Below are 18,996 nucleotides of genomic sequence, written 5' to 3' on the forward strand. Positions count from 1 at the left end.
TATATTTTAATTTTGCTGGCGTTGTTAGTTTTCTTCTTCTACTGCTCCGTTGCATATTTAATAAATATCAACAAGCCTCCTCTCCAGACACATTCACGCTTTAAAAGTGGAAGTAACTTCCAATTAGCTTGAGCGTCGACGTGTAAACCTATAACCGCTTATTTTTATTTTATTTTCATGAAACACTTCAGTTTCCTTCAAAAGACAGACAAGGCTTAGCAGCACATCATGCGGGCTAAGAAAGACCGAGATGGCGCCAAGAAAGCCTATTTTTAAAAACCGGGAGAGTATAGCAGGGGTTGCGCGCCCCACCATTGAAATTAGTGCTATAACCTCATAATAAACGGATGCCACAGTTAAAAAAACGCCAGGGTATTTTACAACCCTGGCGCTGCACACTTGTTGCTACCTCTATTGCTGAATTACTCCACGAGTATACCGCTCTGCACTTTCAACGAGATATCTTCATCAGCGTTGTTGTAGACTCGGAAAGTAACGTCACCACCTGGATCACTGACACCCTCGGCCCAGCCTGCCCCGAGACTAACGGTGTCATTCTCATCACCTAAAATACTCAGTGTATTTCGGTCATCGGTCATTTCCAGCACGTCTTCCGGGCGCAGGGCATCCAGCGTGTTGCTGCCACTCTCCGTCAGGTCGAGGCGCTCGATATTATCGAAGTTAGCGTAGTCGTCCTGCTCCAGGTCTTCATTGAAGCGCATCACGATAGTGTCGTCGCCGCCCAAGGCGTCAATCGGTGAGCCGCTATACGACAGCGTATCGTCACCGGACGTCGGTTCGACGGCTGCGATATTGACCTCGAAGCTTTCCGAGACATGCGCCGACTCCTCGCTGCCATCCGTGGTCCAGGCCTCGATAGCCACGGAGCCTTGCATCGCCCCCTGCACCAGATACAAATCATTGATCTGATCCGGCGTGATACCGCTAAGAGTGTAGGTGTCACTGCCGCTGTCATAACTGACGCTATCCAGCAGCGTATCGCCGCCGTCGGTGAAGAAGCTGGCATGTTCGCCAAGCCCCGTCAGCTTGATCGTCGCGGTTTCCGAGCCGTCCAGGTCCTCCATAGAGGCACTGAAGTTGAGCGGAATCTTGTCACCCTCGTCGCCGAAGCTCAGCTCAGGCGATAGCGTGATGCCATCGGCCACGGCCTGAACATTCACTTCCAATTCAGTGGAGGTGGTCTCGCTCTCACCGTTGCGGCTGGTCCGCGCCGTCAGCGTCAGGACATCCGTCCCCTCAAGGGTGCCGCTCCAGTTGCGCGGCGGCACCAGGCCCACGAAGTCCGGCATGCTGCCGTCGGCGTTGAGAATCGACCAGCCTCCTCCCCCAACGTTATCAGCCAGCGTCGCCGAATCGGCATCGCTACCGGTTTTGACCAGCCAGCCTTCTGGCACACCTTCTAGCAGCAAGGCATCAAGGCTCTGAGAGGCATCCGGCAGCGAAACGCCCAGCTGCAGTTCGACCAGTTCGTCCTCGGTGCCGACGGCATCGCTGGCAGTGACTTCCGGTGGCGGTGGCGCGATCTCGGAAGCACTCGTCCCGGTCGATGTTTCGACATTGCTCGCACCAGTCTCCTGGGTCGTCGCCTCGGCGATAAGCGAAACGTTGCCCCAGGTATTGTCCCCCGGACGATAGCTCACCGTGACCGAATCGCCCACGGAAACACCAGCAATCACGTAGTTGCCGTCGCCATCCGGCGTGATCTCCTCGCCGTTGTACCACAGGCTGCCTGGGGCACCTTCACCGCTAGTCATTCCGGTCTCATCGAGCGAAATCACCAGCTGCCCATCCACCAGACTGACGTCGGGATTGTCCGCCGGGCTGGAGACGTCGATGGTGAAGTCGATATCCTCGCCGCTAACAGCATCGCCTGCGGAGACGTTGACGGTTGGTTCGTCGGTCACCGGTGTCACCGGCGGCGTAACACTGATCGTCTCCGAGTTCTCCTCGCCGCTCGGCGCCTGGGTGGTCAGGGTGGTATCGAAGGAGAATTCTCCGTCGGTATCGTTCCAGTTGGCCGGCGGCGTCACGGTGATACCGTCCAGCAGCGCCTGCAGGCCAGCATTGCTGCCATCCTCGGTGCTGGCGTACCACACCAACTCGCCGTCGATGGTGGTCTGCTGCATACCGTTAACCACAGCGCCTGGCGGCAAATCGGAGATGGTCACCGCGCTGCGACCATCCGAGGTATCCCCGATCTGGGCATTGACCAAGTCGGACAGCGACCAGGGGGCATCCTCGGTCATGGTGGCCCCGGCATCTTCCCAGTTGATGATCTCGTTGGGATCCTCGCCGTCGCCAAAATCGCCATCACCGGTCAGCGTCCAGCTATCGCTGCCGCGCTCCTCCTGGCTAGTCGCGCCATTATCCTGAGTCACTGCGGTGATGGTGATTTCATGATTTTCGATAGCATCCACCTGGGTACCATCGCCCATGGTGAACTCGACGGTCTGGGTCAGGGTGTCGGCGCCATTGAAGGCAACATCGGGATCGATCTCGATGCGCCACTGGCTGCCGGTACCGCCGGCGACCTGGCCGACGAACTCGCCCCCCACGACGCTAACCCCGGCGGGGACATTGTCAATCAGCAGATACTTGAGGGACTCACTGCCGTCGGTATCCGGCTGCGTGATATCGACGGTAACCTCGACACGATCATTACCGTCGGCGGTGACATCCTTCGCGGGCTCGTCTATGACGGCATCGCTGCTACCAACATTTTCGATCCCGGTGATGGTCACCGTTGGCATGTCGGTTACCGCCTCGATGATGACTTCGTGGGTTATTGGCCCCATAGGCACCGTGGTGTCGCCAACAGTGCCCTCATAGCCAGCATTGGGGGTATCGGTGATCTCGTACTGCACCTTGAGAGTGCCGGCACTACCGGAGAAGTGCTCGTCGCCCTGGGCGTAGATATTGTTCCAGGCACCCCCGGTCAGCTTGTAGTAGCCGCCCTCCTCGACCACACCCGGCTCATCGTTCGCTGCGGCTTCGGCCAGCGTCGTGCTGCCATCGCTGCCGTAGTAGAGCTCGAACTGATTGCCCGTGACGCTGGCGACTTCGATCCATACCGAATTCAACGACTCGTTGGTATCGCCGTTCTGCGGCTCGAAGCTCAGGTTGAGCTGCCCCAGTTGATCCTCAGCCAGACTGGACTGGATGCTGAACCCTGCCTCCGGCGACGGCGTGACCTGGAAGGATACCTGCTGCTCGGCGCTCTCCAGAGTATCGCCGTCATCTTCGGTGACGATGGGCGTGACCGAGAAGTCCACCTGGCCGCTGAAGTTCTCCGGCGCGGTGATGGTGACGGCATTCGGATCGGTGGCTACCCAGACACGCTCGGCGCCCTCGCCACGAATCAGCGTCGCGCCCTCGACATCAAACTGATCGTCGAGGCCGGTGATACGGTAGGTCAGCATCTCCGAGCCATCGCCGGTTTGTTCGCCCGAAGTGGCGGTGATGATATCGCTCAGCGTGACGCTGGCACTACCATCATCCAGATCCTCTTCGGCGTAGACCGGCGTCTCAGTGGTGACATCCGGCGCATCGGCGACCCCATCCACATGGACGTTGATCGACTTCTCGACCGGCGTCGCCAGGGTATCGCTCTCGACACCGTACTCATCGACGGTGACCACACTTGCGGTAAGCGTAAAGTCCTTGTTGCTATCCTGGGGTGGCGTGACGGTCAAAGGCGCATTGCGGTCGAAGTCCTCGATCTCGAAGGTGTCACTCTCGCCCGTAGAGGTCCAGGTTTGTTCACTACCTGCTGGCCCATAGGTGATCACGGCACCGGCTGGCGCTCCGGAAAGCGTGACCGTGAAGCTCTCGTTGGGATCTGAACTTTGCGGTCGAATATCCAGCGCAATCGGCTCATCCTCGTTGCCCTCGGCCGGCGAGGAGACGTTGAGCGAGGCGAGATCGGCGACCGGTGTGTCGATAAAGATACCGTCGAGAATGGCTTCGCCGGAGATGGCGGTATCCGTATTACCCTCGTCATCGGTATCCACCGTTTTGGCCTCGACGCGAATCCGGAACTCGCCTTTCTGGTTCGGCGCCGCACGGAACTCCAGGGTGTCCAGGTATTCCACCGGCACTTCGATGGGCGAGCCGTTATAGGTCTGCTCGACCCAGGTGGTGCCACCATCCGTGGAATAGCGGAAGCTGGAGCCGTCGGCGCTACCACCCAGGCCTGAGACCAGTTCTGGCGTCAGCAGCGCGAAGGTCTGCTCCGAGCCATCGGCGTCCTGGTTAGCCCAGCCGTCCGCCGGATTGAAGCCATCGGCGTTGAGCGCGAACCACTCGTCTTCGACACCGTCCACGCCCTTACCATAGGTATGGTTATCGTTCATGGTCAGATCGGGTTGGCCATCGCCGTCGCTATCGCTGATGGGATCGCCGTCGCCGGCGATCTCTTCGGCGACCGGTGTCACAGCGATATCGGCCGTGACGTTGTGGGTCTGGGTATCCGAGCCGGTCGAGGCGGTGTCCACCACTTCCACCTGCAGCGATAGGCTTGCATCCTCGCTGCTATGGGCTGGGGGACGGATATTATAATTCTGGTAGTTATCAACATCGATGGCATAGTTTCCGGAACCATCGGCTGTCACCTCATTACCTTCATGGTCGAGTATCGTCCAACCAGCAGGTACAGAGTCTCCCTCAACCGTGATCGCCGTGATCGTCTCGCTGCCATCGGTATCACTGACATCGAGATCCGCCAGGAAGGCTATTTCACTATCTTCCGGCCCCACCGCGCTAATATCGGCCGGCTTATCAGCGACCGGCAGTGTGTCGATATTCAGCGTCACCGAGTCTTCCTTCACCTCACCGTTGTTATCACCCGCATCGCTGTCATGATCCTGGGCCTTGAGAGTGACGGTGATGCCATCGAGATCGCCACTGAAATCGGCCGGTGGCGTCAGTACTAAGGATGATGGAATCTGCGTCGATGTGCCGGCGCCGAAGTCACCAAGGTCGCTTGCCGGAATAACGATTTTGCCATCGGCTCCCGCGGTGATGGTGCTACCGTTCACCGTCACGGACGTGCCTTCCGGCACATCGCTGATTTCAAGCCAGCGCTCCTCGCTGCCGTCGAGATCCTCGAAGCTGGCGCCGAGCAGGTTGCCAAGGTCCAGCGCACCGTCCTCGTCGACGGAGGCGGTATGGGTATCCCCGCCGTCGATGGTTAGATCGACGTCGTCGGTTACCGCCTGAACACCAACCTCCACTTGGGCGGTGCTTTCCGCACCGTCCACGCCACTCAGCGGGTTACCGCTGTCGTCGACCTCATAGCTGGTCACGCTGACGTCGACGGTGAAGTTCTCGTGGCTCTGGGCGACCGGATTGACCTGCAGCGCCTGGTACTGGGCCGTGGTCATGGTCAGGTCACCAGTAGCTCCGTCGATGTGGGCACCATCAGAGAGCACAATGGTCAACGATCCGCCATTACTGCTATCGCTCGTCCACAACACGTTGCCGCTGCCATCCAGCAGTTCGGTGCCACTCGGAATACCACTTAGGGTAATCTCGCCCAGCAGTTCCGGGTTGTCGCCAGCGGTGCCGGCACCGTTCTGGTCCGTGGTATCGACGGGGCTCGGCGCCTCCAGCCCCAGCGCGACTGGCGTGTCCTCATCGGTCTGGACATTGCCACCTTGAAGATCCGGCGCATCGGCAACCGGATTGACCGTCACGTTAACCGTAAAGGTCTTGGTTTCATTGTCGGTCGTCGTGGTGTAGGTAAAGGAATCCTCACCGCTGTAGTGTTCGTTTGGCTCGTAGGTAATGGTGCCATCGTCGTTTACCTTGGCCTTACCGTATGCCGTTTCTACCCAACCATCTGCATCCGGTGTGCCACCGTCAATGCCGGTATTGGTGCCCGTCGCATCGGCATTGGTATTGAAGGTATTCTCGGTCGACCCGACGTCCGAATCCTCCTCCACCGTGATGGCTTTAGGCTCAACGCTGGGATCATCATCGACAACGGTGATGGTGAAGTCGGTTTCAACCGTATCATTGTCACCGTCGATGACTGTCAGATGCTGCAGGTTGATATCGAGGGTCTCGGCCCCGCCGTCATGATCCAGCGGCCGATGCAGCGTGAACTCATAGCCAGGTGTTGCCGCGGTCGGGTTGAGTATCTCGACCGTGAAGACCTTGCCGCTTCCACTACGATCAGCACCGCGATAGCCCGTCAGAGTGTGGCCATCGTCGCTAACGACATATTCCAGATCTTGTCCATCCGACGTCAGCTCGGCAGCTTCAAGGGCCGATACTGTCGAGTCAGCGCCCCCCTCACTGAACTGGACATCCCCTGCACCATCGGTACCAAAATCCACTGCAAAGGTATCGGATACGCTAGTCGCTGGCACATCAGGATTACTACCCAGGGCCAGATTGGCTTCATTGACCGAGGCGCTAGAAGGCGGCGTTGTGATGGAAGGACCATCGTCACGGAAAGTGAACTGGCCACCGACATCGACGGCATCGCTGTCGACGCTATCGCCATCGCCATCGACGGCGGTTGCAACGACTTGCAGAGCGCCGTTGCTCAGGGTGACCGCATCATCATGGTCACTACTCTCCGGGTGCTCCAACGGACGAGTCTGCGTCAATGTCACGGCACCGCTGTCGCCATCGAGGGTAATGCGAAAGGCGATATCGCCAGTGGGATCATTGCCCACACGACCGACCACATCGTCACCGTCCATAAAGAGGTGAACGGATTCGCCCGTGGCGGTATCCGTCACGCCGGATGCCACGCCATCGGTGACCTGCAGGCGATAGGTGGTGCTGTCTTCGCCATCGGCACCGTGATCGATCGCGAATACGCCGTCGATAAAGTCGGCATCGGTGGCGCTGACTTCTCCAGTTGAGAAGTCGCTTTCATCGACTTCGACGCTGCCCAACTGGCCACTGTCGACGCTGATCACCGGCTGATCATCGACGATATCGATGATCACGGTATTAGTCACCGTATTGCCGTACTGATCGACCGCGGTGTACGCGAAGCTGTCGGTCGGCGGCGTACCGGAGTGGTCCGCCTCACTGTTCAGGGTGTAATCGAAAGTACCGTCGGTATTGACCGTCCAGCTACCCCACGGCGTCGAGCCGCTCTGCGGTGACTCCACCGTCCAGCCGTCCGGAAGATCAAGGCTGGCACCGCTGATGATCTCGCTGTCGGCGGACGCCTCGGTACCATCCGCCAGGCCTGCCTCATCCACGCTGCCCGTGGTGTCGGTCGGGCTACCGGTGACATCGGCAACGTCAATGGTCAGGGTCGCGGTGCTTTCGTCTCCGTCGCCGTCACGCACCGTGTAGGTGAAGACATCCTGGACATCGGCATTCGTGCTGTTCGGATCGGCTACGTAGGTGTAACTGCCGTCGGCGTTGAGGGTCAGCGTGCCATATTCACCCTCGATTACCAGCGTGCTGTCGGTCTCGGTGGCATCGTTGGCGGGGACGTTGTCGCTAGCCACGCCGGTCACCGTGGCACCGTCAGCGCCTTCGGTGTCGGCGACATCCCCCGGCGAGACACCATCGCCGCCGATCACGTTGCCACTCGTATCGGCACCTTCGGTCACGGCGTTGGTATCGTCTTCGGCGATCGGCGCATCATCGACGATCTGGATATTCAGATCGCCGGTGTCGGTCGAGCCATCCTCGTCGGTGGCCGTCACGGTGATGCGATCCATCAGGTGATCGACGTTCGCATCCGGCGCATTGGTCAGGACGTAGTCATAGTCGAGGGTGATGGTACCGTCATCGGCCTGGCTGTAGCCGTTAAGGGTCAACTCGCCGTACTGAGTGGTCAGACTCTGCGGGGTATCGCCCAGCGCTTCCACCTGCGCCTTGCTCAGTTCAAGAGTCGCCGGATTACCGTTGACGTCGGTGTAAGCCAGCGTCACCGCGCCCGTGCTCTGCAGGCCGTCCGGGGCGGTCAGCGTCAGGCTGGATTCGACGCGGATGTCGGCGGCGTTCGGGCTGGAGCCGTCCGCCAGGCCGCTTTCGAACACCACCTGGTCGGTGATGTTGCCGTCCGGGGTGGTGGCATCGTGGTCGTTGGGCACATCGACGGTGACGCCGTCGTCGCTGCCGTTGACCGTGATGGTCAGTGTGGCATCGTCGGCATCGCTATCGCCGTCGGTCAGCGTATAGCTGAACGTCTCCTCGAGATAATCGCCATCGCTCAGCCCCTGGACCTCCAGGTTGGCGTTGTCGAGCACGTAGGTATAGCTGCCATCGGCATTGAGCGTCAGGGTGCCGTACTCACCCTCGATCACCAGCGTGCCGCCGCTATCGGTGGCGTCGTTGCCCGGTACGTTGTCGCTGGCCACGCCGGTCACCGTGGCACCATCGGCGCCCTGGGTATCGGCCACATCGCCTGGCGAGGCACCGCTATCGCCCAGCACATTGCCAGTCGTGGTGAGAACGCTGTCTTCCGTCACTGCGTTGATGTCGTCTTCGGCCACTGGCGCGTCGTCGACGATCTTGATATTGAGATCGCCGCTGTCGGTTTGACCATCACGGTCGGAGGCGGTCACAGTGATGCTGTCCATCAGGTCGTTGACGTTCTCGCTCGGTGCCGTAGTCAGTTCATAGCTGTAGTCGAGAGTGATAGTGCCGTCGGCGGCTTGGTTGTAGCCATTCAGGGTCAGCTCGCCGTACTGAGTGGTCAGCGTTTGCGGATCGCTGCCCAGCGCTTCCACCTGCGCCTTGCTCAGTTCGAGGGTGGCCTCGTCCCCATCCTCATTGGTGTAGGTCAGGCTGACAGCGCTATCGTCCCGCAGGCCATCCGGGGCAGTGAGCGTCAGGCTGGATTCGACGCGGGTGTCATTGGTGTTCGGCGCGGAGCCGTCCGCCAAGCCGCTTTCGAACACCACCTGGTCAGTGATGTCGCCATCCGGCGTGGTGGCGTCATTGTTGTTAGGCACATTGACGGAGACATCCCAATCCACCGGCTTCTGATCATCGTCGCTGGCGGTATTGCCGGCCGGGTCGGTGACCGTGGCGGTCACGCTAACCTCGGTGTCGCCTTCGGCAACCGGGACTTCCACCATAACGCCGTTGTCAAGGTCGTCCTGAGTGACCGGACGATTCAGCAGTTCATTACCGTCTTTGTCGGTAACAATCAGGGTATCGCCGACCTCGGTGCCGTCTTCCAGGGTGACCTGGGCGGTGACGGTGCCGTCGTCGCCGATCTCGTCCTGGCTATAGATGCCGTCGTCGCCGCTGCCGGTCAGCTCAACCGTGACCGCGGGCGGTACGCTGTCTACCGGCTTCTTATCGTCGTCGCTGCTGGTATTGCCGGCTGGGTCGGTGACCGTGGCGGTCACACTGACGTCAGTGTCGCCTTCAGCAACCGGTACTTCCACCGTAACGCCGTTGTCCAGGTCGTCCTGGGTGACCTCGCGCTCGTCGAGGACGTTGCCATCCTTGTCGGTGACCACCAGGGTATCGCCGACTTCGGTGCCGTCTTGCAGGGTGACCTGGGCAGTGACGGTGCCGTCGTCACCGATCTCGTCCTGGCTGTAGGTGCCGTCGTCGCCGCCGCCGGTCAGTTCAACCGTGACCGCAGGCGGTACGTTGTCTACCGGCTTCTCATCGTCGTCGCTGGCGGTATTGCCCGCCGGGTCGGTGACCGTGGCGGTGACGCTGACGTCGGTGTCGCCCGGTGCCACAGGGACTTCGACGCTAACGCCGTTGTCAAGGTCGTCCTGAGTGACCAAACGATTCAGCAGTTCATTACCGTCTTTGTCGGTAACAATCAGGGTATCGCCTACTTCGGTGCCATCTTGCAGGGTCACGTCAGCGGTGACGGTGCCGTCGTCGCCGATCTCATCCTGGCTGTAGGTGCCGTCGTCGCCGCTGCCGGTCAGTTCAACCGTGACCGCAGGCGGTACGTTGTCTACCGGCTTCTCATCGTCGTCGCTGGCGGTATTGCCCGCCGGGTCGGTGACCGTGGCGGTCACGCTGACGTCGGTGTCGCCCGGCGAGACCGGGACTTCGACGCTAACGCCGTTATCCAGAGCGTCTTGGGTGACCGTGCGCTCGTCGAGGACGTTGCCGTCCTTGTCGGTGACCACCAAGGTATCACCGACTTCGGTGCCGTCTTGCAAGGTGACGTCAGCGGTAACGGTGCCGTCGTCGCCGATCTCGTCCTGGCTGTAGGTGCCGTCGTCGCCACTACCGGTCAGCTCCACTGTGACCGCGGGCGGCACGTTGTCTACCGGCTTCTGATCGTCGTCGCTGTCGGTATTGCCGGCCGGGTCGGTGACCGTGGCGGTCACGCTAACCTCGGTGTCGCCTTCGGCAACCGGGACCTCGACGCTGACTCCGTTGTCCAGATCATCCTGGGTGACCGGACGATTCAGCAGTTCATTACCGTCTTTGTCGGTAACAATCAGGGTGTCGCCGACTTCGGTGCCGTCTTGCAGGGTGACCTGGGCAGTGACGGTGCCGTCGTCGCCAATCTCATCCTGGCTGTAGGTGCCGTCGTCGCCACTACCGGTCAGCTCCACTGTGACCGCGGGCGGCACGTTGTCTACCGGCTTCTGATCGTCGTCGCTGTCGGTATTGCCGGCCGGGTCGGTGACCGTGGCGGTGACGCTAACCTCGGTGTCGCCCGGCGAGACCGGGACTTCCACCGTCACGCCGTTGTCCAGGTCGTCCTGGGTGACCAGACGATTAACCAGTTCATTACCGTCTTTGTCGGTAACAATCAGGGTATCGCCGACCTCGGTGCCGTCTTGCAAGGTGACGTCAGCGGTGACGGTGCCGTCGTCGCCGATCTCGTCCTGGCTATAGATGCCGTCGTCGCCGCTGCCGGTCAGCTCAACCGTGACCGCGGGCGGTACGTTGTCTACCGGTTTCTCATCGTCGTCGCTGGCGGTATTACCCGCTGGATCGGTGACCGTGGCGGTGACGCTGACATCGGTGTCGCCCGGTGCCACAGGGACTTCCACCGTCACGCCGTTGTCCAGGTCGTCCTGGGTCACCGTGCGCTCGTCGAGGATATTGCCGTTCTTGTCGGTGACCACCAAGGTATCGCCGACTTCGGTGCCGTCTTGCAGGGTGACCTGGGCAGTGACCGTGCCGTCGTCGCCGATCTCATCCTGGCTGTAGATGCCGTCGTCGCCGCTGCCGGTCAGCTCGACCGTGACCGCGGGCGGTACGTTGTCTACCGGCTTCTCATCGTCGTCGCTGGCGGTATTGCCCGCTGGATCGGTGACCGTGGCGGTGACGCTAACCTCGGTGTCGCCCGGCGAGACAGGGACTTCGACGCTAACGCCGTTGTCCAGATCATCCTGGGTGACCAAACGATTCAGCAGTTCATTACCGTCTTTGTCGGTAACAATCAGGGTATCGCCTACTTCGGTGCCATCTTGCAGGGTCACGTCAGCGGTGACCGTGCCGTCGTCGCCGATCTCATCCTGGCTGTAGGTGCCGTCGTCGCCGCTGCCGGTCAGCTCGACCGTGACCGCGGGCGGTACGTTGTCTACCGGCTTCTCATCGTCGTCGCTGGCGGTATTGCCCGCTGGATCGGTGACCGTGGCGGTGACGCTAACATCGGTGTCGCCCGGCGAGACAGGGACTTCGACGCTAACGCCGTTGTCCAGATCATCCTGGGTGACCAAACGATTCAGCAGTTCATTACCGTCTTTGTCGGTAACAATCAGGGTATCGCCTACTTCGGTGCCATCTTGCAGGGTCACGTCAGCGGTGACCGTGCCGTCGTCGCCGATCTCATCCTGGCTGTAGGTGCCGTCGTCGCCGCTGCCGGTCAGCTCGACCGTGACCGCGGGCGGTACGTTGTCTACCGGCTTCTCATCGTCGTCGCTGGCGGTATTGCCCGCTGGATCGGTGACCGTGGCGGTCACGCTGACATCGGTGTCGCCCGGCGAGACAGGGACTTCGACGCTAACGCCGTTGTCCAGGTCGTCCTGGGTGACCTCGCGCTCGTCGAGGACGTTGCCGTCCTTGTCAGTCACGACCAGGGTGTCGCCTACTTCGGTGCCATCTTGCAGGGTGACCTGGGCGGTGACCGTGCCGTCGTCGCCGATCTCATCCTGGCTGTAGGTGCCGTCGTCGCCGCCGCCGGTCAGTTCAACCGTGACCGCAGGCGGTACGTTGTCTACCGGCTTCTCATCGTCGTCGCTGGCGGTATTGCCCGCCGGGTCGGTGACCGTGGCGGTGACGCTGACGTCGGTGTCGCCCGGTGCCACAGGGACTTCGACGCTAACGCCGTTGTCCAGGTCGTCCTGAGTGACCAAACGATTCAGCAGTTCATTACCGTCTTTGTCGGTAACAATCAGGGTATCGCCTACTTCGGTGCCATCTTGCAGGGTCACGTCAGCGGTGACGGTGCCGTCGTCGCCGATCTCATCCTGGCTGTAGGTGCCGTCGTCGCCGCTGCCGGTCAGTTCAACCGTGACCGCAGGCGGTACGTTGTCTACCGGCTTCTCATCGTCGTCGCTGGCGGTATTGCCCGCCGGGTCGGTGACCGTGGCGGTGACGCTGACGTCGGTGTCGCCCGGCGAGACCGGGACTTCGACGCTAACGCCGTTATCCAGATCGTCTTGGGTGACCGTGCGCTCGTCGAGGACGTTGCCGTCCTTGTCGGTGACCACCAAGGTATCACCGACTTCGGTGCCATCTTGCAAGGTGACGTCAGCGATAACGGTGCCGTCGTCGCCGATCTCATCCTGGCTGTAGGTGCCGTCGTCGCCGCTGCCGGTCAGTTCAACCGTGACCGCAGGCGGTACGTTGTCTACCGGCTTCTCATCGTCGTCGCTGGCGGTATTGCCCGCCGGGTCGGTGACCGTGGCGGTGACGCTGACGTCGGTGTCGCCCGGCGAGACCGGGACTTCGACGCTAACGCCGTTATCCAGATCGTCTTGGGTGACCGTGCGCTCGTCGAGGACGTTGCCGTCCTTGTCGGTGACCACCAAGGTATCACCGACTTCGGTGCCGTCTTGCAGGGTGACCTGGGCGGTGACGGTGCCGTCGTCGCCGATCTCATCCTGGCTGTAGGTGCCGTCGTCGCCGCTGCCGGTCAGTTCAACCGTGACCGCAGGCGGTACGTTGTCTACCGGCTTCTCATCATCGTCGCTGGCAGTATTGCCCGCTGGATCGGTGACCGTGGCGGTGACGCTGACATCGGTGTCGCCCGGCGAGACAGGGACTTCGACGCTAACGCCGTTGTCCAGGTCGCCCTGGGTGACCTCGCGCTCGTCGAGGACGTTGCCGTCCTTGTCAGTCACGACCAGGGTGTCGCCCACTTCGGTGCCGTCTTGCAGGGTGACCTGGGCGGTGACCGTGCCGTCGTCGCCGATCTCATCCTGGCTGTAGGTGCCGTCATCGCCGCTGCCGGTCAGCTCAACCGTGACCGCGGGCGGTACATCATCGGTCGGTTCGATTGGCTTGCTGTCATCGTCGCTGCTGGTATTACCCGCCGGGTCAGTGACCGTGGCGGTGACGCTAACGTCGGTGTCGCCTTCGGCAACCGGGACTTCCACCGTCACGCCGTTGTCCAGGTCGTCCTGGGTGACCGGACGATTAACCAGTTCATTACCGTCTTTGTCGGTAACAATCAGGGTATCGCCGACTTCGGTGCCGTCTTGCAAGGTGACGTCAGCGGTGACGGTGCCGTCGTCGCCGATCTCATCCTGGCTGTAGGTGCCGTCGTCGCCGCTGCCGGTCAGCTCGACCGAGACTGTGGGCGGTACGTCATCCATCGGCTCGATTGGTTTGCTGTCGTCGTCGCTGCTGGAATTGCCCGCTGGGTCGGTGACCGTGGCGGTCACGCTGACATCGGTGTCGCCTTCGGCAACCGGCACTTCCACCGTAACGCCATTATCCAGGTCGTCTTGAGTGACTTCTCCGTCAAAGAGGACATTGCCATCCTTGTCGGTGACTACCAAGGTATCGCCTACTTCGGTGCCGTCTTCCAGGGTGACCTGGGCGGTAACGGTGCCGTCGTCGCCGATCTCGTCCTGGCTGTAGGTGCCGTCATCGCCGCTGCCGGTCAGCTCGACCGAGACTGTGGGCGGTACGTCATCGATCGGCTCGATTGGTTTGCTGTCGTCGTCGCTGCTGGAATTGCCGGCTGGGTCGGTGACCGTGGCGGTCACGCTAACGTCGGTGTCGCCTTCGGCAACCGGGACTTCCACCGTAACGCCGTTGTCCAGGTCGTCTTGAGTGACTTCTCCGTCAAAGAGGACGTTGCCATCCTTGTCGGTGACCACCAGGGTATCGCCGACCTCGGTGCCGTCTTGCAAGGTGACGTCAGCGGTGACGGTGCCGTCGTCGCCGATCTCGTCCTGGCTATAGATGCCGTCGTCGCCGCTGCCGGTCAGCTCAACCGTGACTGCGGGCGGTACGTCATCAATCGGCTCGATTGGCTTGCTGTCGTCGTCGCTGCTGGAATTACCCGCTGGGTCAGTGACCGTGGCGGTCACGCTGACATCGGTGTCGCCTTCAGCAACCGGTACTTCCACCGTAACGCCGTTGTCCAGATCGTCTTGGGTGACTTCGCGCTCGTCGAGGACGTTGCCGTCTTTGCCGGTCACGACCAGGGTATCGCCGACCTCGGTGCCCTCTTCCAAGGTAACCTGGGCGGTAACGGTGCCGTCATCGCCGATCTCGTCCTGGCTGTAGATGCCGTCATCGCCGCTGCCGGTCAGCTCGACCGAGACTGTGGGCGGTACGTCATCGATCGGCTCGATTGGCTTGCTGTCGTCGTCGCTGCTGGAATTACCCGCTGGGTCGGTGACTGTGGCGGTCACGCTGACATCGGTGTCGCCTTCAGCAACCGGTACTTCCACCGTAACGCCGTTGTCCAGGTCGTCCTGGGTGACCTCGCGCTCGTCGAGGACGTTGCCATCCTTGTCGGTAACAATCAGGGTATCGCCGACTTCGGTGCCATCTTGCAGGGTGACCTGGGCAGTGACGGTGCCGTCATCGCCGATCTCGTCCTGGCTGTAGATGCCGTCATCGCCGCTGCCGGTCAGCTCGACCGAGACTGTGGGCGGTACGTCATCGATCGGCTCGATTGGTTTGCTGTCGTCGTCGCTGCTGGAATTACCCGCTGGGTCGGTGACCGTGGCGGTCACGCTGACATCGGTGTCGCCTTCGGCAACCGGCACTTCCACCGTAACGCCGTTGTCCAGGTCGTCTTGTGTAATCGGACGATTAAGCAGTTCATTGCCGTCTTTGTCGGTCACCACCAAGGTATCGCCTACCTGGGTGCCGTCTTCCAGGGTGACCTGGGCGGTAACGGTGCCGTCTTCACCAATCTCGTCCTGGCTGTAGGTGCCGTCATCGCCGCTACCAATTAGCTCGACAGATACCTCTGGGGATTCATTGTCCTGTGGCGGCTCATCGTTAGCCACCGGCTTTGTGTCACTATCGCTAGACGAGTTACCTGCAGGATCAGTCACTGTGGCGGTCACGCTAACGTCAGTGTCGCCTTCGGTAACCGGCACCTCAACCGTAACGCCATTATCCAGGTCGTCTTGAGTGACTTCTCCGTCAAAGAGGACATTGCCATCCTTGTCGGTGACCACCAAGGTATCGCCGACTTCGGTGCCGTCTTGCAGGGTGACCTGGGCGGTAACGGTGCCGTCGTCGCCGATCTCTTCCTGGCTGTAGGTGCCGTCACCGCCGCTACCGGTCAGCTCGACCGAGACTGCGGGCGATGTGTTATCGACCGGCTCGATTGGTTTGCTGTCGTCATCGCTGCTGGAATTGCCCGCTGGGTCGGTGACCGTGGCGGACACGCTGACGTCAGTGTCACCTTCGGCAACCGGGACTTCCACCGTAACGCCGTTGTCCAGGTCGTCCTGAGTGACCGGACGATTAAGCAGTTCATTGCCGTCTTTGTCGGTCACCACCAAGGTATCGCCTACCTGGGTGCCGTCTTCCAGGGTGATCTGGGCGGTAACAGTGCCGTCTTCACCAATCTCATCCTGGCTGTAGGTGCCGTCGTCGCCGCTACCAATTAGCTCAACAGATACCGCTGGGGCTTCGTTGTCCTGTGGCGGCTCATCGTTAGCCACTGGTTTTGTGTCACTATCGCTAGACGAGTTACCTGCAGGATCAGTCACTGTAGCGGACACGCTGACATCGGTGTCGCCTTCGGCAACCGGGACTTCCACCGTAACGCCGTTGTCCAAGTCGTCCTGGGTGACCGGACGATTAACCAGTTCATTACCGTCTTTGTCGGTGACAATCAGAGTGTCACCTACCTGGGCGCCCTCTCCCAGAGTGACCTGGGCGGTAACGGTGCCGTCTTCACCAATCTCATCCTGACTATAGATGCCGTCATCATTGGCGCCTTCTAACTCAACTCTCACCTCCAAAGCTGACGTTATAGGCTCAAAACTTTCGCTAGTCCCTTCCCAACCGTTAAGGCGGTAAAGAGGTTCGTCACCCCGCTCGTAGTTATAAGCGTACGCAAGAGGCGGCAACGGCAGCTCAATGCGCTCAAGCATTACAAACGTTAACCCGTCTTTACTAATAATGGGCGCGGAAGATGAACCCTGTGACGGGGGATTGTTATCAAGCTGTGCAATAAACTGTTCTTCTAGCTGCACTTCGGCTTTTGATGCTTTCTCTGCTTCAGAAAAACGCATGCTTTCATCAGGCTCGGGGCTATGCAGAACGATATCTGCATGAGAAAGCTCACTACCAGATGGTAGCTGAAGCGCCACGCCTTGAGGCGTAGAGACAATTACGCTTGCATTGGCATCCGTAATGATTGTCTCGCCGGGTTGAACGATATCCCCTTCACGTAACTCTCTTATGTTTCCGTTACTATCACGAACCCACGCGTTGCCTGAGATTGCTTCAATGATGACCGTTTCCATCTTTTCCCCCAATGATCCTATGAAGGCTCCAACATTCGAAGGAGCCTTTTGAACAAGTGCTTAGCTGTTTTAAATATCTAGCGTTATCTCAACGCGCCGATTTTCTCGACGGCCATCAGCAGTCGCATTCGAAGCAACCGGTTGGCGTGAGCCATAACCACGCACTTGCACAATATTTGGATCAATTCCCTGTTCGATGAGGAAGTCAGCAACGTTACGAGCACGCTGCTCAGAGAGGGAGGCATTTAATGCATTAGTACCGCTACTATCAGTATGGCCAGTAACAACCACATGATTTACTGAAGACATTTGACGAATTTTTTGAGCAAAAGAGGACAACTCAGCATGCGCTCCTGAGTTAAGTTCGGCACTACCCGTTGTAAACAGTGCATCGGCTGAAAGCACCATATCGGGTGTAGCTGCCGGGGCTTGTGTGTTCCCGTAGCTATTAGTTAGCTCTGCTAATGAGGGAGTAGCAGGATGAGTGACAGGGCAGATGGCATCTGGGTTGATGCTGATACCATCACTACCAAGTTCGTTAAGCGTAGGGGTTCCTTCACGTACAACGTCGAGGGTCAACATCAGTTGCCCCATAGACGCCAGCGTGCGGGCATCCGCCTCTAGCACATTTTGCTTAGCATTTACGTAGGCACGGCTTGCCTCAAAGTACTCATTTTCACTGTCAAGAACATCTAACAGCGTACGTTCACCAATATCGAACTGCTGCTGGTAAGCACCGCGAACACGGTCACTGGATAAGCGATGCTGATTAATATAATTCAGCTGTTCACGCAATTGGCGAGAATCATTAAAAGCGATTTGCGTTGTTTGACGAATATTATGGCAAACATTCTCACGCTGATTAACCGCTTGCTCAATTCGATCACCTGCAGCGCGGAATGACGCCATATCGCTTCCACCACGATATAAATTCATGCTGGCTACTAGTTCTATACTGTGGCGATCCTGACTACCGTGAGGATTAGGAGTATTGTCAGTATTATCGTAAGTGCCTGTACGTCCTTGCAGATCTAGGCGAGGCTGGAAAGCAGCGCGAGTAGCCTCTTGTTGCGCTCGGCTGGCCTCAATATTTTCAATGGCAGCGTGGAATTCAGGATTACCTTCAAAAGCAAGATTAACTGCCTCAGTCACCGATGGAGGCAAGTCATCCTCAAACCCTGGCATAGGCGCTAAACTGTCTGTTGGTAATTGGCCGACAACTCTCAGATACCGCGCAGAAACATCATGCAAATTAGATGCTTCCGTCATTAGGTTCGACTCAGCCAATGCTAAGCGGCCTGTAATTTGCTCTAAATCAACGCCTCTGCCTGCGCCATTCTGAACCCTCTCTTCGATTTGTTGATAAACACGCTGATGCTGACGGTAGTTTTCCTGAGCCAAGCGAACCAGTTCGCGATAACGTTCCACATCTAGATAGGCTTGTACTGCCTCTAATGCGACGTTCTCGCTAGCACCTAACAGTTCGTAATAACTAACTAACTTTGCACGGTCTAGCCGTTCAACGTCATTACGAGTCGCAAACCCGTCCCAAATCATCTGGTTAAGCGTTAATTCAGCAAAGCTAGTTGAATAGCTACCGACGCCATCTACTTCACGATCAGCCCGCCCCACACCAGCGGTCGCATCAATAGAAGGTAGGTAGTTTCCACGTGCTACATCAACATCATGCTCAGCCGCCTGCAGCTCATTCCACGCTGCTTTGACCTGGGGGTTGTACTCGATCGCAGTTTTGACAACGTCAGTTACATTGTCTGCAATAGCGGACTGCCGTGAAGAGGCTGATAATTCTTGCGCATATACGCCGCTCACCATGAGTGACAAAGCAATGGTTACCAGCCCCTGCTTTGCCAGCATAAATGACATGGGGTTGAGCTTGAAGGCCGACACACGCTGAAACATTCCCTTACTCCTGCAAAAATATTTTAGAAATCAATAGTGTAGATAGCACAAATAAAGCATTTGCTAATTTAAATTCAGCGAACTTTATCACTAACTAATCAATGACACTTTTGATTAAAGGCAATAACATTTGCAGGAATGAACTATCATTAACAGTAAATATAAAAAACTATTAACTTCGACAAGA

Annotated in this window: 2 protein-coding genes; both read right to left on the reverse strand. The window is 59.0% G+C overall.

Annotated elements, in window-relative coordinates:
* Positions 1 to 422 precede the first annotated feature (422 nt).
* Positions 423 to 16,889, reverse strand: coding sequence for a VCBS domain-containing protein (locus tag IR195_RS18500; protein WP_206048281.1), 16,467 nt, complete (start codon positions 16,887 to 16,889; stop codon positions 423 to 425).
* A gap of 69 nt (positions 16,890 to 16,958) precedes the next feature.
* Positions 16,959 to 18,809 (reverse strand): TolC family outer membrane protein, encoded by a 1,851-nt coding sequence (locus IR195_RS18505; RefSeq protein WP_241006762.1) that lies wholly within the window; start codon positions 18,807 to 18,809, stop codon positions 16,959 to 16,961.
* Positions 18,810 to 18,996 lie beyond the last annotated feature (187 nt).

This window comes from Vreelandella venusta (genome assembly GCF_015689495.1).
Lineage (GTDB): Bacteria > Pseudomonadota > Gammaproteobacteria > Pseudomonadales > Halomonadaceae > Vreelandella > Vreelandella venusta.